At 64.6% G+C, this 15,353-nt stretch carries 14 protein-coding genes; 8 read left to right on the forward strand and 6 right to left on the reverse strand.

Annotation, left to right across the window (positions count from 1 at the left end):
• Positions 1–81 precede the first annotated feature (81 nt).
• Positions 82–483, forward strand: coding sequence for a nuclear transport factor 2 family protein (locus ACTX90_RS04845; protein ID WP_113606700.1), 402 nt, complete (start codon positions 82–84; stop codon positions 481–483).
• 201 nt (positions 484–684) lie between these two features.
• Here ACTX90_RS04845 and ACTX90_RS04850 read toward each other — a convergent pair whose 3' ends face one another.
• Positions 685–1,269, reverse strand: a complete 585-nt coding sequence (locus ACTX90_RS04850; RefSeq protein WP_443443331.1) for a hypothetical protein — start codon at positions 1,267–1,269, stop codon at positions 685–687.
• Between the two features lie 1,184 nt (positions 1,270–2,453).
• A complete protein-coding gene (locus ACTX90_RS04855) occupies positions 2,454–2,684 on the reverse strand; it encodes an RNA-binding S4 domain-containing protein (RefSeq protein ID WP_047118645.1) in 231 nt (76 codons plus the stop codon).
• Positions 2,685–2,865: 181 nt separating this feature from the next.
• Here ACTX90_RS04855 and ACTX90_RS04860 point away from each other — a divergent pair, with 181 nt between their 5' ends.
• The 4 genes from ACTX90_RS04860 (at position 2,866) to chrA (ending at position 7,557) form a co-directional block, all read left to right on the forward strand.
• Positions 2,866–4,251, forward strand: coding sequence for a glycine--tRNA ligase (locus ACTX90_RS04860; protein ID WP_047118567.1), 1,386 nt, complete (start codon positions 2,866–2,868; stop codon positions 4,249–4,251).
• A 7-nt stretch (positions 4,252–4,258) separates the two neighbouring features.
• Entirely contained in the window at positions 4,259–5,188 is a 930-nt protein-coding gene (locus ACTX90_RS04865) for a GNAT family N-acetyltransferase (protein ID WP_047118568.1), read from the forward strand.
• 82 nt (positions 5,189–5,270) lie between these two features.
• Positions 5,271–6,278: a DMT family transporter gene (locus ACTX90_RS04870; protein ID WP_113606699.1), complete on the forward strand. Its 1,008-nt coding sequence runs from the start codon at positions 5,271–5,273 to the stop codon at positions 6,276–6,278.
• A gap of 55 nt (positions 6,279–6,333) precedes the next feature.
• A complete protein-coding gene (chrA, locus tag ACTX90_RS04875) occupies positions 6,334–7,557 on the forward strand; it encodes a chromate efflux transporter (protein WP_113606698.1) in 1,224 nt (407 codons plus the stop codon).
• Positions 7,558–7,741: 184 nt separating this feature from the next.
• Here the strand turns inward: chrA and ACTX90_RS04880 are convergent, their stop codons facing one another.
• From ACTX90_RS04880 to ACTX90_RS04895, 4 genes are all read right to left on the reverse strand, one after another.
• Positions 7,742–7,894 carry a hypothetical protein gene (locus tag ACTX90_RS04880; RefSeq protein WP_181728039.1) on the reverse strand — a complete coding sequence of 51 codons (153 nt, stop codon included), beginning with the start codon at positions 7,892–7,894 and terminating at the stop codon, positions 7,742–7,744.
• A 255-nt stretch (positions 7,895–8,149) separates the two neighbouring features.
• A complete protein-coding gene (locus ACTX90_RS04885) occupies positions 8,150–8,431 on the reverse strand; it encodes a putative quinol monooxygenase (protein ID WP_443443333.1) in 282 nt (93 codons plus the stop codon).
• Positions 8,432–8,640: 209 nt separating this feature from the next.
• Positions 8,641–10,314 (reverse strand): DUF5671 domain-containing protein, encoded by a 1,674-nt coding sequence (locus ACTX90_RS04890; protein WP_113606697.1) that lies wholly within the window; start codon positions 10,312–10,314, stop codon positions 8,641–8,643.
• A 2-nt stretch (positions 10,315–10,316) separates the two neighbouring features.
• The gene (locus tag ACTX90_RS04895) at positions 10,317–10,778 is read right to left on the reverse strand and encodes a hypothetical protein (protein WP_443443334.1); all 462 of its coding nucleotides are present in this window, start codon (positions 10,776–10,778) and stop codon (positions 10,317–10,319) included.
• An 85-nt stretch (positions 10,779–10,863) separates the two neighbouring features.
• On the opposite strand from ACTX90_RS04895, the gene dusB reads away from it, so the two are divergent.
• The 3 genes from dusB to dnaG all read left to right on the forward strand — a co-directional run bounded on the left by dusB (position 10,864) and on the right by dnaG (position 15,308).
• Positions 10,864–12,066: a tRNA dihydrouridine synthase DusB gene (gene dusB / locus ACTX90_RS04900; RefSeq protein ID WP_082123832.1), complete on the forward strand. Its 1,203-nt coding sequence runs from the start codon at positions 10,864–10,866 to the stop codon at positions 12,064–12,066.
• A 65-nt stretch (positions 12,067–12,131) separates the two neighbouring features.
• Entirely contained in the window at positions 12,132–13,415 is a 1,284-nt protein-coding gene (locus tag ACTX90_RS04905; RefSeq protein WP_047118574.1) for a deoxyguanosinetriphosphate triphosphohydrolase, read from the forward strand.
• Positions 13,416–13,424: 9 nt separating this feature from the next.
• The gene (dnaG, locus tag ACTX90_RS04910) at positions 13,425–15,308 is read left to right on the forward strand and encodes a DNA primase (protein ID WP_047118575.1); all 1,884 of its coding nucleotides are present in this window, start codon (positions 13,425–13,427) and stop codon (positions 15,306–15,308) included.
• Positions 15,309–15,353: the final 45 nt, after the last annotated feature.

The following is a 15,353-nucleotide window of genomic DNA, read 5'->3' on the forward strand; positions in this document are numbered from 1 at the left end:
GCAAGTCTTGTGGGAACCGGGCTGCTCGCGCGGCCCAAACAACTTGCTGTCAGAGATCATCTACGTCGACAGGAATTCAACATGCAAACTATCGAAGCCGCGCAACGCTGGGCGACAACATGGGCCAACGCTTGGCCACTCAAGGACGTGGATGCAATTGTTGGCTTGCAAGCTGATGACGGCGTCCACTGGGCCTCGATGTTTAGACCATTGAGTGGGTCTAGCGGTCTGCGCACCTATTTGGAGGAATGCTTCGCGGAGGAAAGCAAACCGGCAGAAACTTGGTTCAGCGAACCAATCGTCTATGGAAGTTCGGCTTCCGTCGAGTACTGGGTGGTCATGTACATCAAGGACCAACCAATGACCGTTTCGGGATGCACAGTGCTTTCATTCGACGATTCAGGATTAGTAACAACGGCGCGAGACTACTCGCATGTCAAAGAAGGACACCACTTGCGACCTGAGCATCCATTCAACGCCTGACATCACACTCTGTCCCGTTCAAAGTTTCCTTTGTGGGAAGATATTGGCTTTGCGGGTAGCAGCTACGCGAGGGCCTATGCTCGAATCATGGATGAAGTCTTGCAAGTGCGACGGCACGTCGACGAGCCTGTCAAAGTTTTGCCTACGGACAGCCTGACCCTGTGCAGACCTGATCACAGGTTCGCGCACGGATAATAAGTTTCACCTATTTGGCCGAGGACCCTTCTTAAACCAACGCCAGATCGACTCCGTCAAGTCAAAAATTCCTTCAATCAGGGGATCAGCGCGTTCTGAAAGAAATTTAGTCCCTGCATAAAGTGCTCCGGCGACAGCAAGGATTAGACCGAGCACGCATTCAAGAACAGTGACCCAATGAGATGTGGTCCAACTTTGTGGCGAACCAACGACAACGACATGATCTGTCCTTTCTGGATCCTGAACCGCTTCTACGATTGTTCCTGGTTCAGGATTTTCAATGAACCAGCCGCCGTCAAGCGTGACTTCTTCACCACGGAACTGAGCGTAATACGTATCTTCAGACCGCCTGCTCGGGTGCACCGCCAATAATATTGCGATGTCTTTAGGTTGGCTCACAACCAATTGCGCGTTATGCCGAACTTCGGTTCTCGCTATAGTCGAGGGTACCGCCACGCATGAAATGGCCAGAACAACAAAAGCAATGGCAAGCACGTCCCTCGCGGGTAGTGGCCAAGAACGAATTCGCCGCCACATTTTTTCTTCTTTTGTGCCAAACCAACGATGCAATCTTTTATGCCAATTGGGCAATGCCGCACCTTTCTAGGAATTGGTTTAAACACGACAGCACGAGCATGATGCTGTGAGCAAAAGCAGTGTTGAGCCGCAAACAGGACAATATTGATACGGAAGAAGTCTAACTGTGCCACGGCTTTGAGAGGTTGTGTGCGCCTGTCGTCCTGTAGAGGGGTCCCTCAGTGGAACGATATGCACCTCCACCCTGGTGATTGTTGATGCGACATTTCGCATTATCGGACGCACGTCCGCCATCGGATACCTGGGTAGATTCATAATGGACGTATTCGATTCGAAGAGAGGCCGTGGATACGGATCCAACTTCATCCCCTTTTGACGATACCCGTCAGCCATATGGAAATACCTACATCGCGAGAGTCTCCAACGGCAAACAACTAGGCTTTGCTCTTGTCGTCACCGTGAGTGGGGAAAGACCTTGGTACCGGCGATCTAAGAATCTACCATTCCGTGGATTCCTTGCCGGATATCTTGACCTATGGGAAACAGGCAGAAAGGTGCCGAACGAAGAGTCAACTGTCGATGGTGTTTCCATGGACTCACAAGATGCACTGATTGATTTCATCGACGGCTGGAGATCGAATGGCTCGAAGGTGATTCGATGGCCTCTGCGATCAAGCTTTTCGAGGCCTATTAGCCGCGAATGGTTGTAGCGACCCGCGCTGCTCCGGAGTCGCGTATGGCGTTCGAATTATGGGACACCAAAAGCGATCGCTTTAGCCTGTAATCGTCAGATTGTCGCTTCGCGCTGCCACCAGGCACTTTGAAGCCAGAAGCTTTGACACAAAACGAGTCGTCTACCGTATATCGGTAGCAGAACAACGTCCTTCATATTTGATTATCTTCGTCCAGTCGTCACCAGAGAAAAACCGCTAGGCAAAGACCAAGACTTGCCCTTTGAACACCTTGATCTATTCCCAATCAGTCGGCAAGCGCCTCCGCAGCCCTCGGGACGAGTTGCCTTGGAGTGGGTCTCAGCGGTGTAGATCCGGGCGTTTCAAGAAGCGTGGCTTAGCGATTGTGTATGCCGCTCTAAATCACAAGGGCCTCCCAACCTTTTCGGCCGGGACACGGAACCAGTGCTGGTTCTCGCGATTGGCAAGCACCGGCGGGTGTTCAAGCTGGCGCAATTTTGAATGCTGGCCGTCCAGCGTCCATCGCAGAAGCCGAACTTCCTTGAACTAGGCGCGGCTGGAAACCTTCACGCATTCTCCGTTGACGCACACCACGTCGTCCTGGCGGATCTGTGCGCCGCGGCGGGTTTCCACCTGGCCGTTCACGGTCACTTCGCCCTCGGAAATCAGTTCCTTGGCGTGGATGCCGTCTTCGGCAAGATTGGCCAGCTTCAGCAGCTGTCCCAGCCGGATGGACTCGTCGCGGATTTCAAGTTCAAAAGCTTCGGAAGCACTCATGTGCTCCATTCTTCCCTATGCACGGGGTGTCCATGCGCTGCTGTGGCAAAAGAGCGGGGAAGTTCACCTGCCGATAACTTGGACCGACTTAGTTTCACAGGCCTTGAAACGATAGTCTTGGAGGGTATGTATTTTTCTACGGACCGCAACCAGCGGCCTCGTAATTTCCTATGGAGTTGATATGGCGCCACAGTCCAAGCTTGATCAGGTCATTTCCCTCGCAAAGCGTCGCGGGTTCGTCTTCCAGGCCGGTGAAATTTACGGCGGTTCCCGCTCCGCATGGGACTACGGGCCCCTGGGCACCGAACTGAAGGAAAACATCAAGCGCGAATGGTGGCAGAACTTCGTGCGCGGCCGCGAGGACATGGTGGGTCTTGACTCGTCCATCGTCCTGCCCAAGGCCGTCTGGGAGGCCTCCGGCCACGTCGCAACCTTCACCGACCCGCTGGTCGAGTGCACCCAGTGCCACAAGCGCCACCGCCAGGACCACCTGATCGAGGCCTTCGAGGCCAAGAAGGGCCGCGCCCCGCAGGACGGCATGAGCGAAATCGCCTGCCCCGACTGCGGCACCAAGGGCCAGTTCACCGAACCGCAGCAGTTCTCCGGCCTGATGAAGACCTTCCTCGGCCCGGTGGACTCCGAAGCCGGCCTGGCCTACATGCGCCCGGAGACCGCCCAGGGCATCTTCGTGAACTTCGCCAACGTGCTCACCGCCAGCCGCAAGAAGCCGCCGTTCGGCATCGGCCAGATCGGCAAGGCCTTCCGCAACGAGATCACCCCGGGCAACTTCATCTTCCGCACCCGTGAGTTCGAGCAGATGGAGATCGAATTCTTCACTGCTCCGGAAGACGCACCGAAGTTCTTCGATGCGTGGGTCAAGGACTGCTGGGACTGGTTCCTGGACTTGGGCATCAAGGAAGAGAACCTGCGCCAGTTCGACGTTCCCGAGGATGAGCGCGCCCACTACTCGGCCGGCACCATCGACTTCGAGTACCGCTTCGGCTTCCAGGGTTCGGAATGGGGCGAGCTCATGGGCGTCGCCAACCGCACCGACTACGACCTGTCCAGCCACGCCAAGGCCTCGGGCGCCGAGCTGAGCTACTTCAACCAGGCCACCGGCGAACGCTACACCCCGTACGTGATCGAGCCGTCCTTCGGCCTGACCCGTTCGATGATGGCATTCCTGGTCGACGCCTACACCGAGGACGAAGCCCCGAACACCAAGGGCGGCGTGGACAAGCGCACCGTGCTCAAGCTCGACCCGCGCCTGGCTCCGGTCAAGGCCGCGGTGCTGCCGCTCTCGCGCAACGAGAACCTCTCGCCGAAGGCCAAGGACCTGGCCGCCGAGCTGCGCAAGCGCTGGAACATCGACTTCGACGATGCCGGCGCCATCGGCCGCCGCTACCGCCGCCAGGACGAAATCGGCACCCCGTTCTGCATCACCGTGGACTTCGACACCCTCGAGGACCAGGCAGTGACCATCCGCGAGCGCGACACCATGGCCCAGGAGCGCGTCTCCCTGGACCAGGTGGCGACCTACCTCGCCGAGCGTCTGAACGGAGCCTAGGCGCCCGATGAATGAACTGGAATTCCGCCCCTGGCGTTCCGGGGACGACCTTGAGCTGCTGCAGATCTTCGGCGACCCGCGTTCCCCGCAGGCCCACCAGGATCGCACCATGCTGCGCGAGAACAGCGATGCGCCGTTCTCCCGCACGCTGGTGGCCACCGTCGACACGGTGGCCGTCGGCGCGGGCGTCGTCTTCGCCTCGTCGCTGCACCCGCAGCGGCTGTGGCTGTACGTCGAGGTCGCCCCGGACATGCGCCGCAACGGCGTGGGCACCGAACTGGTGGCGCGGCTGCGCGAGCAGATCCCGGCGGGGACCGCGAGCGAGCTCAAGGCCCGCTACACCGTGACCGCCGGCGACAGCGCGCAGGCCGCCGCGGCGTTCTGCGCCGCGCTGGGCCTGGGCGAAATCCAGGTCTCGCGAGACGTCATCATCGAACCCGGAGCCCTGGCGGAACCGGTGTTCGACACCAATGACCGCGTCATCGAGGAGCTGTCCACCGGCAGCGTGGAACTGACCCGCCTGGTCATGGACTTCTACAATGCGGTGCACGCGGACTGGGACCCGGCGGCCATGACCGTGGGCTCGGCCCAGCGCATGCTGCTGGACGAGAACACCGGGGCGCAGGCCGCGCTGGTGCTGCGCGACAAGCCGAAGTCCGAGGGCGGGGTGCCGCTGGCCTTCGCCGTCAGCTACATCCCTGCCCGCGAGAACGCCCCCTCCGACGTGCTGGTGGGACACAACCCGGCTTTCAGCGACGACGAGGTGGCCGAGGCGGTGCGCGACATGGTCGCCATGCTGGTCTACCAGTACCCGGTGAAGCTCGAAGTCGACTCGTCGATGTTCGTTCTCTCCTCGCTGGTCGATGCGCTGGCCAGCGTGGAGCAGGCCACCGTCATCTCCACAACCCACATCATGGCGAGCGACGCAGCTCGCTAGCCATGGCACACTGCAACGGGACCTGCATTGCAGGTCCCGTTGCAGTTTGTGAACCGGACATCTACCGCACGAAAGCCAGCTCTTGACCTCCCGCACCACCACGCCGGGCTCCCGCACCGGCGGCACCCTGCTTTTCATCCTGCTCAGCGTCGGTTCCGGGCTGCTGCTGTCCATCCAGTCGCGCATCAACGGTGCGCTGGCCACGGCGCTGGGCGACCCGATCGCCGCGGCCACGTTCAGCTTCGGGGTGGGCATGCTGGCCCTGGTGCTCACCGCGCTGGTGGCACCCACGGCCCGTCGGGGCGTGCGGCGGATCCCCGCGGTGCTGCGCGCGCGCCGGTTCCCCTGGTGGTACCTGGCCGCCGGCGCGGTCGGAGCGATGATCGTGTTCAGCCAGTCCGCCACGGTCCCGCTGATCGGGGTGGCCCTGTTCACCGTCTGCCTGGTCACCGGGCAGTCCATCGGCTCCATGGTGATGGACCGCGTGGGCTTCGGCGGGGCGGTGCCGCGCAAGATCAACGCGCTGCGCGTGACCGGCGTGGTGCTGACCATTGCGGGTGTGGTGTGGGCGGTGAACCCCGGCGCGGCCGGAACCGAGCTGGCCAGCCAGCTGCTGCCCATGGGCTTCGCCTTGCTGGTGGGCATGCTGATGGGCTTCCAGGGCGCGGCCAACGGGGCGCAGTCAGCGGCCTACGGCAGTGCGATCGCCGCCACCATGGTGAATTTCGTGGTGGGCTTCGCGGTGCTGGCCACCGTGCTGCTCGCGCGCTTGGCCGGCGGGGTGGAGCTTGCGCCGCTGCCCACCGAGCCCTGGTACTACATCGGCGGGCTGCTGGGCTGCATCTTCGTGGGCCTGACCGCCACCGTGATCAAGCGGCTGGGGGTGCTGGTCACCAGCCTGGCCGCGGTGGGCGGGCAGCTGGTCGGTTCGCTGGTGCTGGACATCGTGGTGCCGGCCGCCGGCAGCCACGTGAGCACCGCGACGGTGCTGGGCACCTTGCTGACCCTGCTGGCGGTGGCGCTGGCTTCGGTATCGGGGGCTCGCGGGACCACCGCAGCGGTGGAAACCCGGCAGAAAATCCACCGCTAGTTCTGGACGAAACGCCGTTTACCTGGTGTTTTCCTTGCCCGAGTAGGCTGATTCCATGAACAGCGAGCAGCACACCCCAAGGGGATCGGCGTGGGAAGTGTTCCGGGTCTTCCTGAAGCTAGGATTAACCTCTTTCGGCGGGCCGATAGCGCACCTGGGCTACTTCCGGACCGAGCTGAGCGAACGCCGCCGCTGGGTCACCGACACGCAGTATGCGCAGCTGGTGGCCCTGTGCCAGTTCCTTCCCGGGCCTGCCTCAAGCCAGGTGGGTTTCGCCCTGGGCCTGCATCGCGCCGGGATGCGCGGGGCGCTGGCCGCCTTTGCCGCCTTCACGCTGCCCTCCGCGGTGCTGCTGGCGCTGTTCGCCTACGGCGCCTCGCTCTTCTCCGGGACGATAGGTCAGGGGGTGCTCTCCGGGCTGAAGATCGTGGCGGTGGCCATCATCGCCCAGGCGGTGCTGGGCATGGCCAAGACGCTGACCCCGGATGCCACCCGCGCCACGATTGCGGTGGCCGCCGCGCTGGCCGCCCTGCTGCTGGGCGGCAGCCTGGGACAGGTGCTGGCGATCGTGCTGGGTCTGGCGGCCGGCTACTTCTTTTGCCGCACGCCTGAGCTTACACAGGCAGGGAGCTCGGAGGCGCCGCTGCGTTTCACTGTCAGCCGCCGTGCCGGCGCTGTCAGCCTGGGCACTTTGGCCCTGCTGCTGGTGGGTGCCCCGATTGCGGCGGCGGCCACGGGGTGGGGAGCGCTGTCGCTGTTTGACGCGTTCTACCGTTCGGGCGCGCTGGTCTTCGGCGGCGGGCATGTGGTGCTGCCGCTGCTGCAGGGCGCGGTGGTGGACACCGGCTGGGTCTCGAACCAGGATTTCCTGGCCGGATACGGAGCGGCGCAGGCAGTGCCAGGGCCGCTGTTCACCTTCGCCGCCTATCTGGGAACCATCTCCACGGTGGGTCCTGGCGGCGTGCTCGGTGCAGCGATCGCCTTGGCGGCCATCTTCCTTCCCGGCTTCCTGCTGCTAGTGGGGGTGCTGCCGTTCTGGAACAAAGTGTCAGCGCATCCGCGGGCGCAGGCCCTCATGCGCGGAGCCAACGCGGCGGTGGTGGGTATCCTGGCCGCCGCGCTATACAGCCCGGTGTTCACCAGCGCGGTCACGGGAGCAGGACAGTTCGCCCTGGGCCTGCTGTGTTTCGTGCTGCTGGTGTCGTGGAAGCTTCCGCCGTGGAGCGTGGTGGTTATCGGCGCTCTGGGAGGAGTTCTGCTGGCGCTGGCCGGAGCCTGAGGACCTTGGTGCCGGCCGCTTGGTCATGCGGGCCGCGGCCCTCGCGCTGTACCTCGGGCATCAGCAGATAAATCGCCGGCAGCACGTTGGCGACAACCGCCGCCGTGTAGAGCCAGACCGGAAACATGCTGCTGGCGGTGGAAGCGATGGCCGCGAAATTCCAGACGGAGAAAGGCGCGATCTTCTACGGCAGCAGCTTGCCCGCGATGCGCAGCAGGATCTGCGGTAAGGAAGCCCGTTCACCGGTGCGCCCGTCGACGACCTGGAGCTGCAGCCGGCGTTGGCCCAGTGTCGCCCGGGCGGCGGAGGACTCGGTGGGAAACAGGGAGCTGCCCACGGGCAGCGCCAGGACCGCGAACCCAGCAGCTGTGCGCCGGTCGGGCTCAGCTCAAGCCAGTTATAGATCTTGCCGGTGCTTAACCAGAGCAGAGCGACGGTGGCCGCGAGCGCCAGCATCCACCCGAGGATCACCAGGTAATCCACGAGCGAAGCCAGAACCCGACCCCAAAAAGCGGGTCTGGTCGACTCCTGCGCGCCCGCCACGGCTGTACGCTAACACGGCTCCGGAGGCCTGCCATGGCTTGCGGCGTTATCAGCCCAGCCCGCTGATCGTGTAGTCGCGGATGATTGCGCTGGTCATTCGTCCCCACAAGCTCGAAGCCCCGCGTTCTTGGTGGGTCCTGAACGCCTCTGGATCGGTGAAACGTTCCTCGACCAACCAGATCAGCGGATCCTGCGTCGGTGCGACCTCGAAAAGGATGCAGCCTGGCTCCTTGCGGGTGAGCTCGATATGCCCGGGGAGATAAGCCGTCACCAGTTCGGCTTCCGTCGTGTTTTTGCACAGCAGCTGGCCGCTCAAGCGCACGTGGTCCATTCGTCAATTCTCCGTTTCGGTTGAGTCCCGGTCGGATTCCTTCGCCCGTTGATGCCTAAGGGTTCAATACCGATCGACCCCTGCAGGCTTCGAGCCCGAAGGCAAGAGGCGAAGGCGCCCTGGCCTGTCGTTGTCCGCCGTGGGATCACGCGTCGTCTCCGGCCAGGAGCGCGCCTTCCTTGCCGCACCCCTCGCGGCGGTGCCCGGGATCAGTCCGCCAGTTCCGTGAAACTCACCTGTCCGTCGGGTCCGGCCACGGCCAACAGCGAGCCGGGCAGGGTGGCCAGGGCCTCGGTGATCCGGTTGGCCAGCTGCTGGGTGATTTCCTCGGGCAGCCGGGGGCCGCTGGACGCGATCCAGCGCACCGCCAGGCCTTCGGTGAGCTGCAGCGTGGACAGCAGGTGGTCGCTGCCGTGCGGCGCCACCACGATGAGCGTCCGTGCTGCTGCCGGGGCCGGCTCGGTCGGAACCGGGGAGCCTGCGGACGGGGCCGACGGGGCTTGGGGCCGTCCGGCGGCCAGCCGTTCCCGATCCGACTTCCACAGCGCGAAATGGTAGGCCGATACGCCCGCGGTGGCGAGCAGCCATCCCAGCGGGCCGCGGATGTAGTCCAACAGGTTCAGCGCAGCAGACGTGCCGGCCACCAGGATCTCGAAGACGCGGTAACCGACAATCAACAGCGCAACCAGGGCGACCACGGCGCTGACCCCGAAGAAGAGCACCAGGTACACGCGCCGGGACTCTGGATCTGCCGGGACCCCCGGACGGAAGTACAACGCCCAGAACACCACACCGACTACTGCCAGCGCGATGCCGGTGCGCAGCACCGACGGCGCGGTGTCGGAATTCAGCGGCGAGGAGACCGAAGCGAGCAGCGCGTTAACGACCATGCCCAAGCCGCTGGCCAACAGCGCGAGTGAAATGCCGCTGATGATCTGCCGCGACACCGTTACCACCAGCAGGCCGCGGCCGACGAGCTGCCAGTGGTGGTAGATCCAGAAAATGGCTCCGGACAGCAGCGCGGAGATCGCCAACGGCCCCGAGTCCGCGAAACGTAGGCCCATCTCGGTGAAATCCCACGGCAGCGGCATGACGATGTTCAACGTCGCCGTGGCCGCCAGCAGCGTGGCCAGCGCGGCCAGGCAGACGCCGACCAGCATCACCACGAAGGAGTTGAAGTTATCGCGCAGGGCCTGGACTCGTTGCAGCTTCCAATGCCAGAACCACAATGCGGCGGCGCCCAACACCCAGATCACCGAGCCCAGCAGGCGCGGCAGCGGACTGTGGCCCACCAGAGTGACGGAGGGAACGAACAGCAGATCCAGTGCGGTGCGCAGTGCCACGGCCAAGGAGAATGCGGTCAGGCCCAGCGCATAGGCGTTGCCCAGGCAGGCCGCAAGGTGCGGCAGTTCGCGCGGCGCGTACTTCACTGAATTCAGCATCCGGAATTGCCAGAAGGCCACCAAGCCCCAGCCCACGACGGTGCCGGTCAACTCCTGCCAGGAATTCGAGGCAATGCCGTCGACCTGGCCGGACAGCAGCCGCAGCAGCGCGACCGAGGACATCACCAGCGCGATCAGGTAGACGGCAGCCCCCTGCAGGGACCAGATGGCCGAATCGGTGGGGTGCGCGTCGATTAGCTTCTTGCGGATCCACACCCACAGCAGCCAAGCCAACGGCCCGGGGATGACGGTGAAGGCCAAGGCGGTGGCCAGGACCAGCTGCCGGTCGTCGTCGACGACCAGGCCACGCAGGGCCATGCCGACGAGCAACGACAGCCCCGTGCCCAGCAGGATCAGCAAGACCAGCAGCAGGCCGTGCAGGATCAGGCCGCGCAGGGCATTGACGGTCTGCCCGGTGGCGTATTTCGACGGTGAGCTCATGGCTAGAGCCCCATTTCTTCGGCGGTGCACAGGCCCATCTGCCACGGTGTAGCGGTGATCAGCCAGGTGCCGTTGACCTTCTTCAGTTCGAAGACGTCCTGCGATTCGTAGGATTCGAAGAACAACCCGCCTTCGCTCCCATAGGCCATGGACACGGTAATGGTCGACGTCTGTTCGGTGGTGGCCTCGCGAACCAGGCTGACCTGCGCGGTCTCACCGCCGCTCGAGTAGGGGTCGCAGACCTGCTTGTCGCCGCCGTCCTCGACAAGCTTCTGCGCCGCGGACAGGTCCGAGGACTGGAACGCGAGCACGTAGCGCTGGACCACCCCGGCAGGGGTGTCCGCATCGCGCAGCGGAGGAGCAGGGCGCAGGGAAACAACAATCAGGGCGGCTATAATCAAGCCCACACTGATTGTTGCCAGGGCGATCAATGCGCCCTTCGCAGGCATAGAAATACTTGTCATAGCCTAATTTTCTACTACCGCGGATTGATAAACCAGTACTGTGACATTGCGGTTTGATCAAGATCTCACCACTGGATTTGCCCCCATGGGCGATAATGGAGTGGTGACGACCCTGACTGATGTGCAAAGCGAAACGCCGACCCTCAAGCTGCCCCCGCTGCAGCTGGGCAAACTCACCATCGAGACCCCGGTGGTGCTGGCCCCGATGGCCGGCGTGACCAACCGCGCCTTCCGCCGGCTGTGCCGCGAATACGGCGGCGGGCTGTATGTCACCGAGATGGTCACCGCCCGCGCGCTGGTCGAGCGCAACCCGGAATCCATGCGCATCATCTCCCATGACGACGACGAGGACATCCGCTCCATCCAGATCTACGGCGTGGATCCGGCCACCGTCGGCGCCGCCGTGCGCCTGGTGGTGGAAGAGGACCGCGCAGACCACATCGACTTGAACTTCGGCTGCCCAGTGCCCAAGGTAACCCGCAAGGGCGGCGGCTCGGCCCTGCCGTGGAAGACCGACCTGTTCACCTCGATCATCGAGGCGGCCACCCGCGAGGCGGCCAAGGGAGATGTCCCGCTGACCGTGAAGATCCGCACCGGCATCGACAACGACCACCAGACCTACCTGGAATCCGCCAAGATCGCCCGCGACCACGGCGCCGCCGCGGTGACCCTGCACGCGCGCACCGCGGGCCAGTACTACGCCGGCCACTCCGACTGGTCGGCCATCACCACCCTGCGCGAGGCCATGGACGACATGCCGGTGCTGGGCAACGGCGACATCTTCAGCGCCGAGGACGCCATCGAGATGGTGGAGCAGACCGGCGCCGCCGGCGTCATGGTCGGCCGCGGCTGCCAGGGCCGCCCGTGGATCTTCGGCGACCTGCAGGCGGCCTTCGAGGGTCGTGCCGACCGCATCCGCCCCGGCGTGCGCAAGGTCGCGGACACCGTGTACCGCCATGGCGAGCTGCTGGCCGAGTTCTTCGAGGACGAGGGCAAGGGCATGCGCGACATCCGTAAGCACATCGCCTGGTACTTCAAGGGCTACCCGGTGGGCGGGGAGATCCGCTCCCAGCTGGCCCAGGTCCCGTCCCTTGCGCGTCTGCGCGAACTGCTGGACCAGCTGGATTTGGACCTGCCGTACCCGGGCGAGGCCGCCGAAGGCACCCGTGGACGCGCCGGCCACCCCAAGAAGACCCACGTCCCTGACGGCTGGCTGGACACCCGCACCATGACCGATGCGCACCGCGAAATGATCAAGGCCGCCGAGCTGGACATCTCCGGCGGCTAGGCCAGCTTCTACGCCGACGGTGGATAACCCCGGCGGCCCGCCAATTAGTCACTAGACTTGGAGCTATGACTCAGATCCCCGGATACACCGATGCCGATGCGGAACGCTGGGTGCCCGAGCCGGCCAAGAAATCCTACCGCACCGCCTTCGAACGCGACCGCGCCCGCGTGCTGCACTCCTCGGCGCTGCGCCGGCTGAGCGCCAAGACCCAGGTGGTCGCCCCGACCCAGGACGACTTCGTGCGCAACCGGCTGACCCATTCCCTGGAGGTGGCCCAGGTGGGCCGCGAGCTGGGCGCCGCGCTGGGCTGCGATCCGGACGTGGTGGACACCGCCTGCCTGGCCCACGACCTGGGCCACCCGCCCTTCGGGCACAACGGCGAGAAGGCGCTGGACAAGCTGGCCGCTGGGATCGGCGGCTTTGAGGGCAATGCCCAGACCCTGCGGCTGCTGACCCGGCTGGAAACCAAGACCTTCAGGCACAACGGCCACTCGGCCGGGCTGAACCTCTCGCGCGCCTCGCTGGACGCTGCCTGCAAGTACCCGTGGCTGCGCGCCGACGCTCCGCAGGTCGACGGGAAACCCACCCGCAAGTTCGGGGTCTACGCGGATGACGCACCGGTCTTCGACTGGCTGCGCTCGGTGCCCGAGGCCCAAACCGGCGTGGTGTGCATGGAGGGCCAGGTCATGGACCTGGCCGATGACATCTCCTATTCGGTGCATGATGTGGAGGACGCCATCGTCGGCGGCAACCTGCAGCTGCGCTGGCTGAAGCAAGACGCTGCCCGTGCGCGGGCGCTGCAGGTCACCAAGGACTGGTACCTGCCCACCACCGCGGAAGAGGACATCGAGGCGGCGCTGCGCCGCCTGGAGCAGAGCCAGGAATGGGTGGCGCACTTCGACGGATCGCGCCGCTCCATGGCAGGGCTGAAGGACATGACCAGTCAGTTCATCGGGCGCTTCGCCGCGGCCGCGATGGACGCCACCCGCGCCCGCTACGGCACCGGGCACCTGACCCGCTACAACGCGAGCCTGATCGTCCCGGAAGCCACCGCGCACGAGATCGCGGTGATGAAGGGCATCGCCGCCAGCTACGTGATGACTTCTGAGGGGCGCCAGCCGCTCTACGAGGACCAGCGCACGCTGCTCTCGGAACTGGTCCAGCTGCTGATGGAGACCGGCCGGGACAACCTGGAGCCCATCTTCGCCGCGGACTGGGAGGACGCGGCGGATACGGACGCGCAGCTGCGCGTGGTGATCGACCAGGTTGCCTCGCTCACCGACGTGTCGGCCACCCAGTGGCACTCCTACCTGGTCAAGGGCGAGGCCCCGGACGCAACGCTGTTTTAGAAGGGAATCATGGCAGGGCTGATCAAGCGCGAAGACATCGACGAGGTGCGCAACCGCACCGACCTGCGCGAGGTCGTCGAATCCTATGTCACGCTCAAATCCGCGGGCATCGGCTCCTTCAAGGGGCTGTGCCCGTTCCACGACGAGCGCAGCCCCTCCTTCCACATCCGCCCGCAGCTGGGCACCTTCCACTGCTTCGGCTGCGGGGAGTCGGGCGACGTCATCGCCTTCATCCAGAAGATGGACCACTCCTCGTTCACCGAGACCGTCGAGCTGCTGGCCGCCCGCATCAACTACGAGCTGCACTACGAGGACGGCGGCCCGGGCCCGCGCCGCGAGGACTACGGCAAGCGCCAGCGCCTGGTCGACGCGCACAAGGTCGCCGAGGAGTTCTTCCGCGCCCAGCTGGAAACCCAAGAGGGGGCCGCGGCGCGCGAGTTCCTCACCGGCCGCGGCTTCGACGAGCAGGCGGTGGCGCACTTCTCGGTGGGCTACGCGCCCAAGGGCTGGGACGGGCTGCTCAAGCACCTGCGCAGCCGCGGCTTCGTGGACGAGGAGCTGAAGCTCACCGGCATGTTCTCCGAGGGCAACCGCGGCATCTACGACCGCTTCCGCGGCCGGGTCATGTGGCCGATCCGCGACCTGTCGGGGGCGACCATCGGCTTCGGCGCGCGCAAGCTCTACGAGGACGACCAGGGCCCGAAGTACCTGAACACCCCGGAGACCCAGCTCTACAAGAAGTCCCAGGTGCTCTACGGGCTGGACCTGGCCAAGAAGCAGATCTCTAAGGGACGCCAGATCGTGGTGGTCGAGGGCTACACGGACGTCATGGCCTGCCACCTGGCCGGCATCACCACCGCGGTGGCCACCTGCGGCACCGCCTTCGGCACCGACCACATCAAGATCTCCCGCCGGCTGCTGCAGGACGACGGCACTGGCGGCGAGGTGATCTTCACCTTCGACGGCGACGCGGCCGGTCAGAAGGCGGCGCTGCGCGCCTTCGAGGAGGACCAGCGCTTCATCGCCCAGACCTACGTGTGCGTGGAGCCAACCGGCGCCGACCCCTGCGACCTGCGCCTGCACCGCGGGGACGAGGCGGTGCGCGAGCTCATTGAGAACAAGCGCCCGCTGTTCGAGTTCGCCATCCGCGCGGAGCTGAAGAAGTTCAACCTCGACACCGTGGAGGGGCGCGTCCAGGCGCTGCGCCAGACCGCGCCGATCGTCGCGGCGATCCGCGACTCGGCGATCCGCCCGGCCTACGCCCGCGAGCTGGCCGGCTGGCTGGGCATGAACAACGAGGACGTCAACCGGTCGGTGGCAGCGTCCATCAAACGGGCCAAGCTGCCGCGCAACGCCGCCGCGGCACAGCCCCCGGCACACGCCCAGGACCACGCGCCGGGAGCCCAGGCGGCGCCCGCCTTCGAGCGCCCGGACAGCCGCGATCCGGTGATGCGCCTTGAACGCCAGGCCCTGGAAGTTGTCATCCAGCAGCCGCAGCGCCTGGCGGATGAGCAGTGGCAGGCCTTCTACGAGGCGCGCTTCATGGCCCCTGCCCACGCCGCGGTGCATGACGGGATCGTGGCGGCCTCCACCGCGGGCGCCTCCGCCGCTTCCTGGGTGGAGGTCATCCGCGAGGAGGTGCCCGAGCAGCTGCGCAGTTTCGTCTCCGAGCTTGCGGTGACCATCATTCCGGCGCTGGACGAGCACAACCTGAATCGGTACTGCTCGGATATCATCAACGGATTGATTGAGCTTCAAATCACACATCGCAAGGCGGAGCTGATCGGCAAGCTGCAGCGCGCCGAGGTGGATCCGGACGGCAACGAATATTCCCAGATCAACAAGGAATTGATGGAGCTGGAGATGCGCCGGAGGATCCTTCGCGGAACCTAGCGCACCGATTTTGCATTCGGGAATACCTCGGGTAAAGTTATATCT

Origin of the sequence: Glutamicibacter soli, assembly GCF_052322135.1 — a bacterium.
GTDB classification, from domain to species: Bacteria; Actinomycetota; Actinomycetes; order Actinomycetales; family Micrococcaceae; genus Glutamicibacter; species Glutamicibacter soli.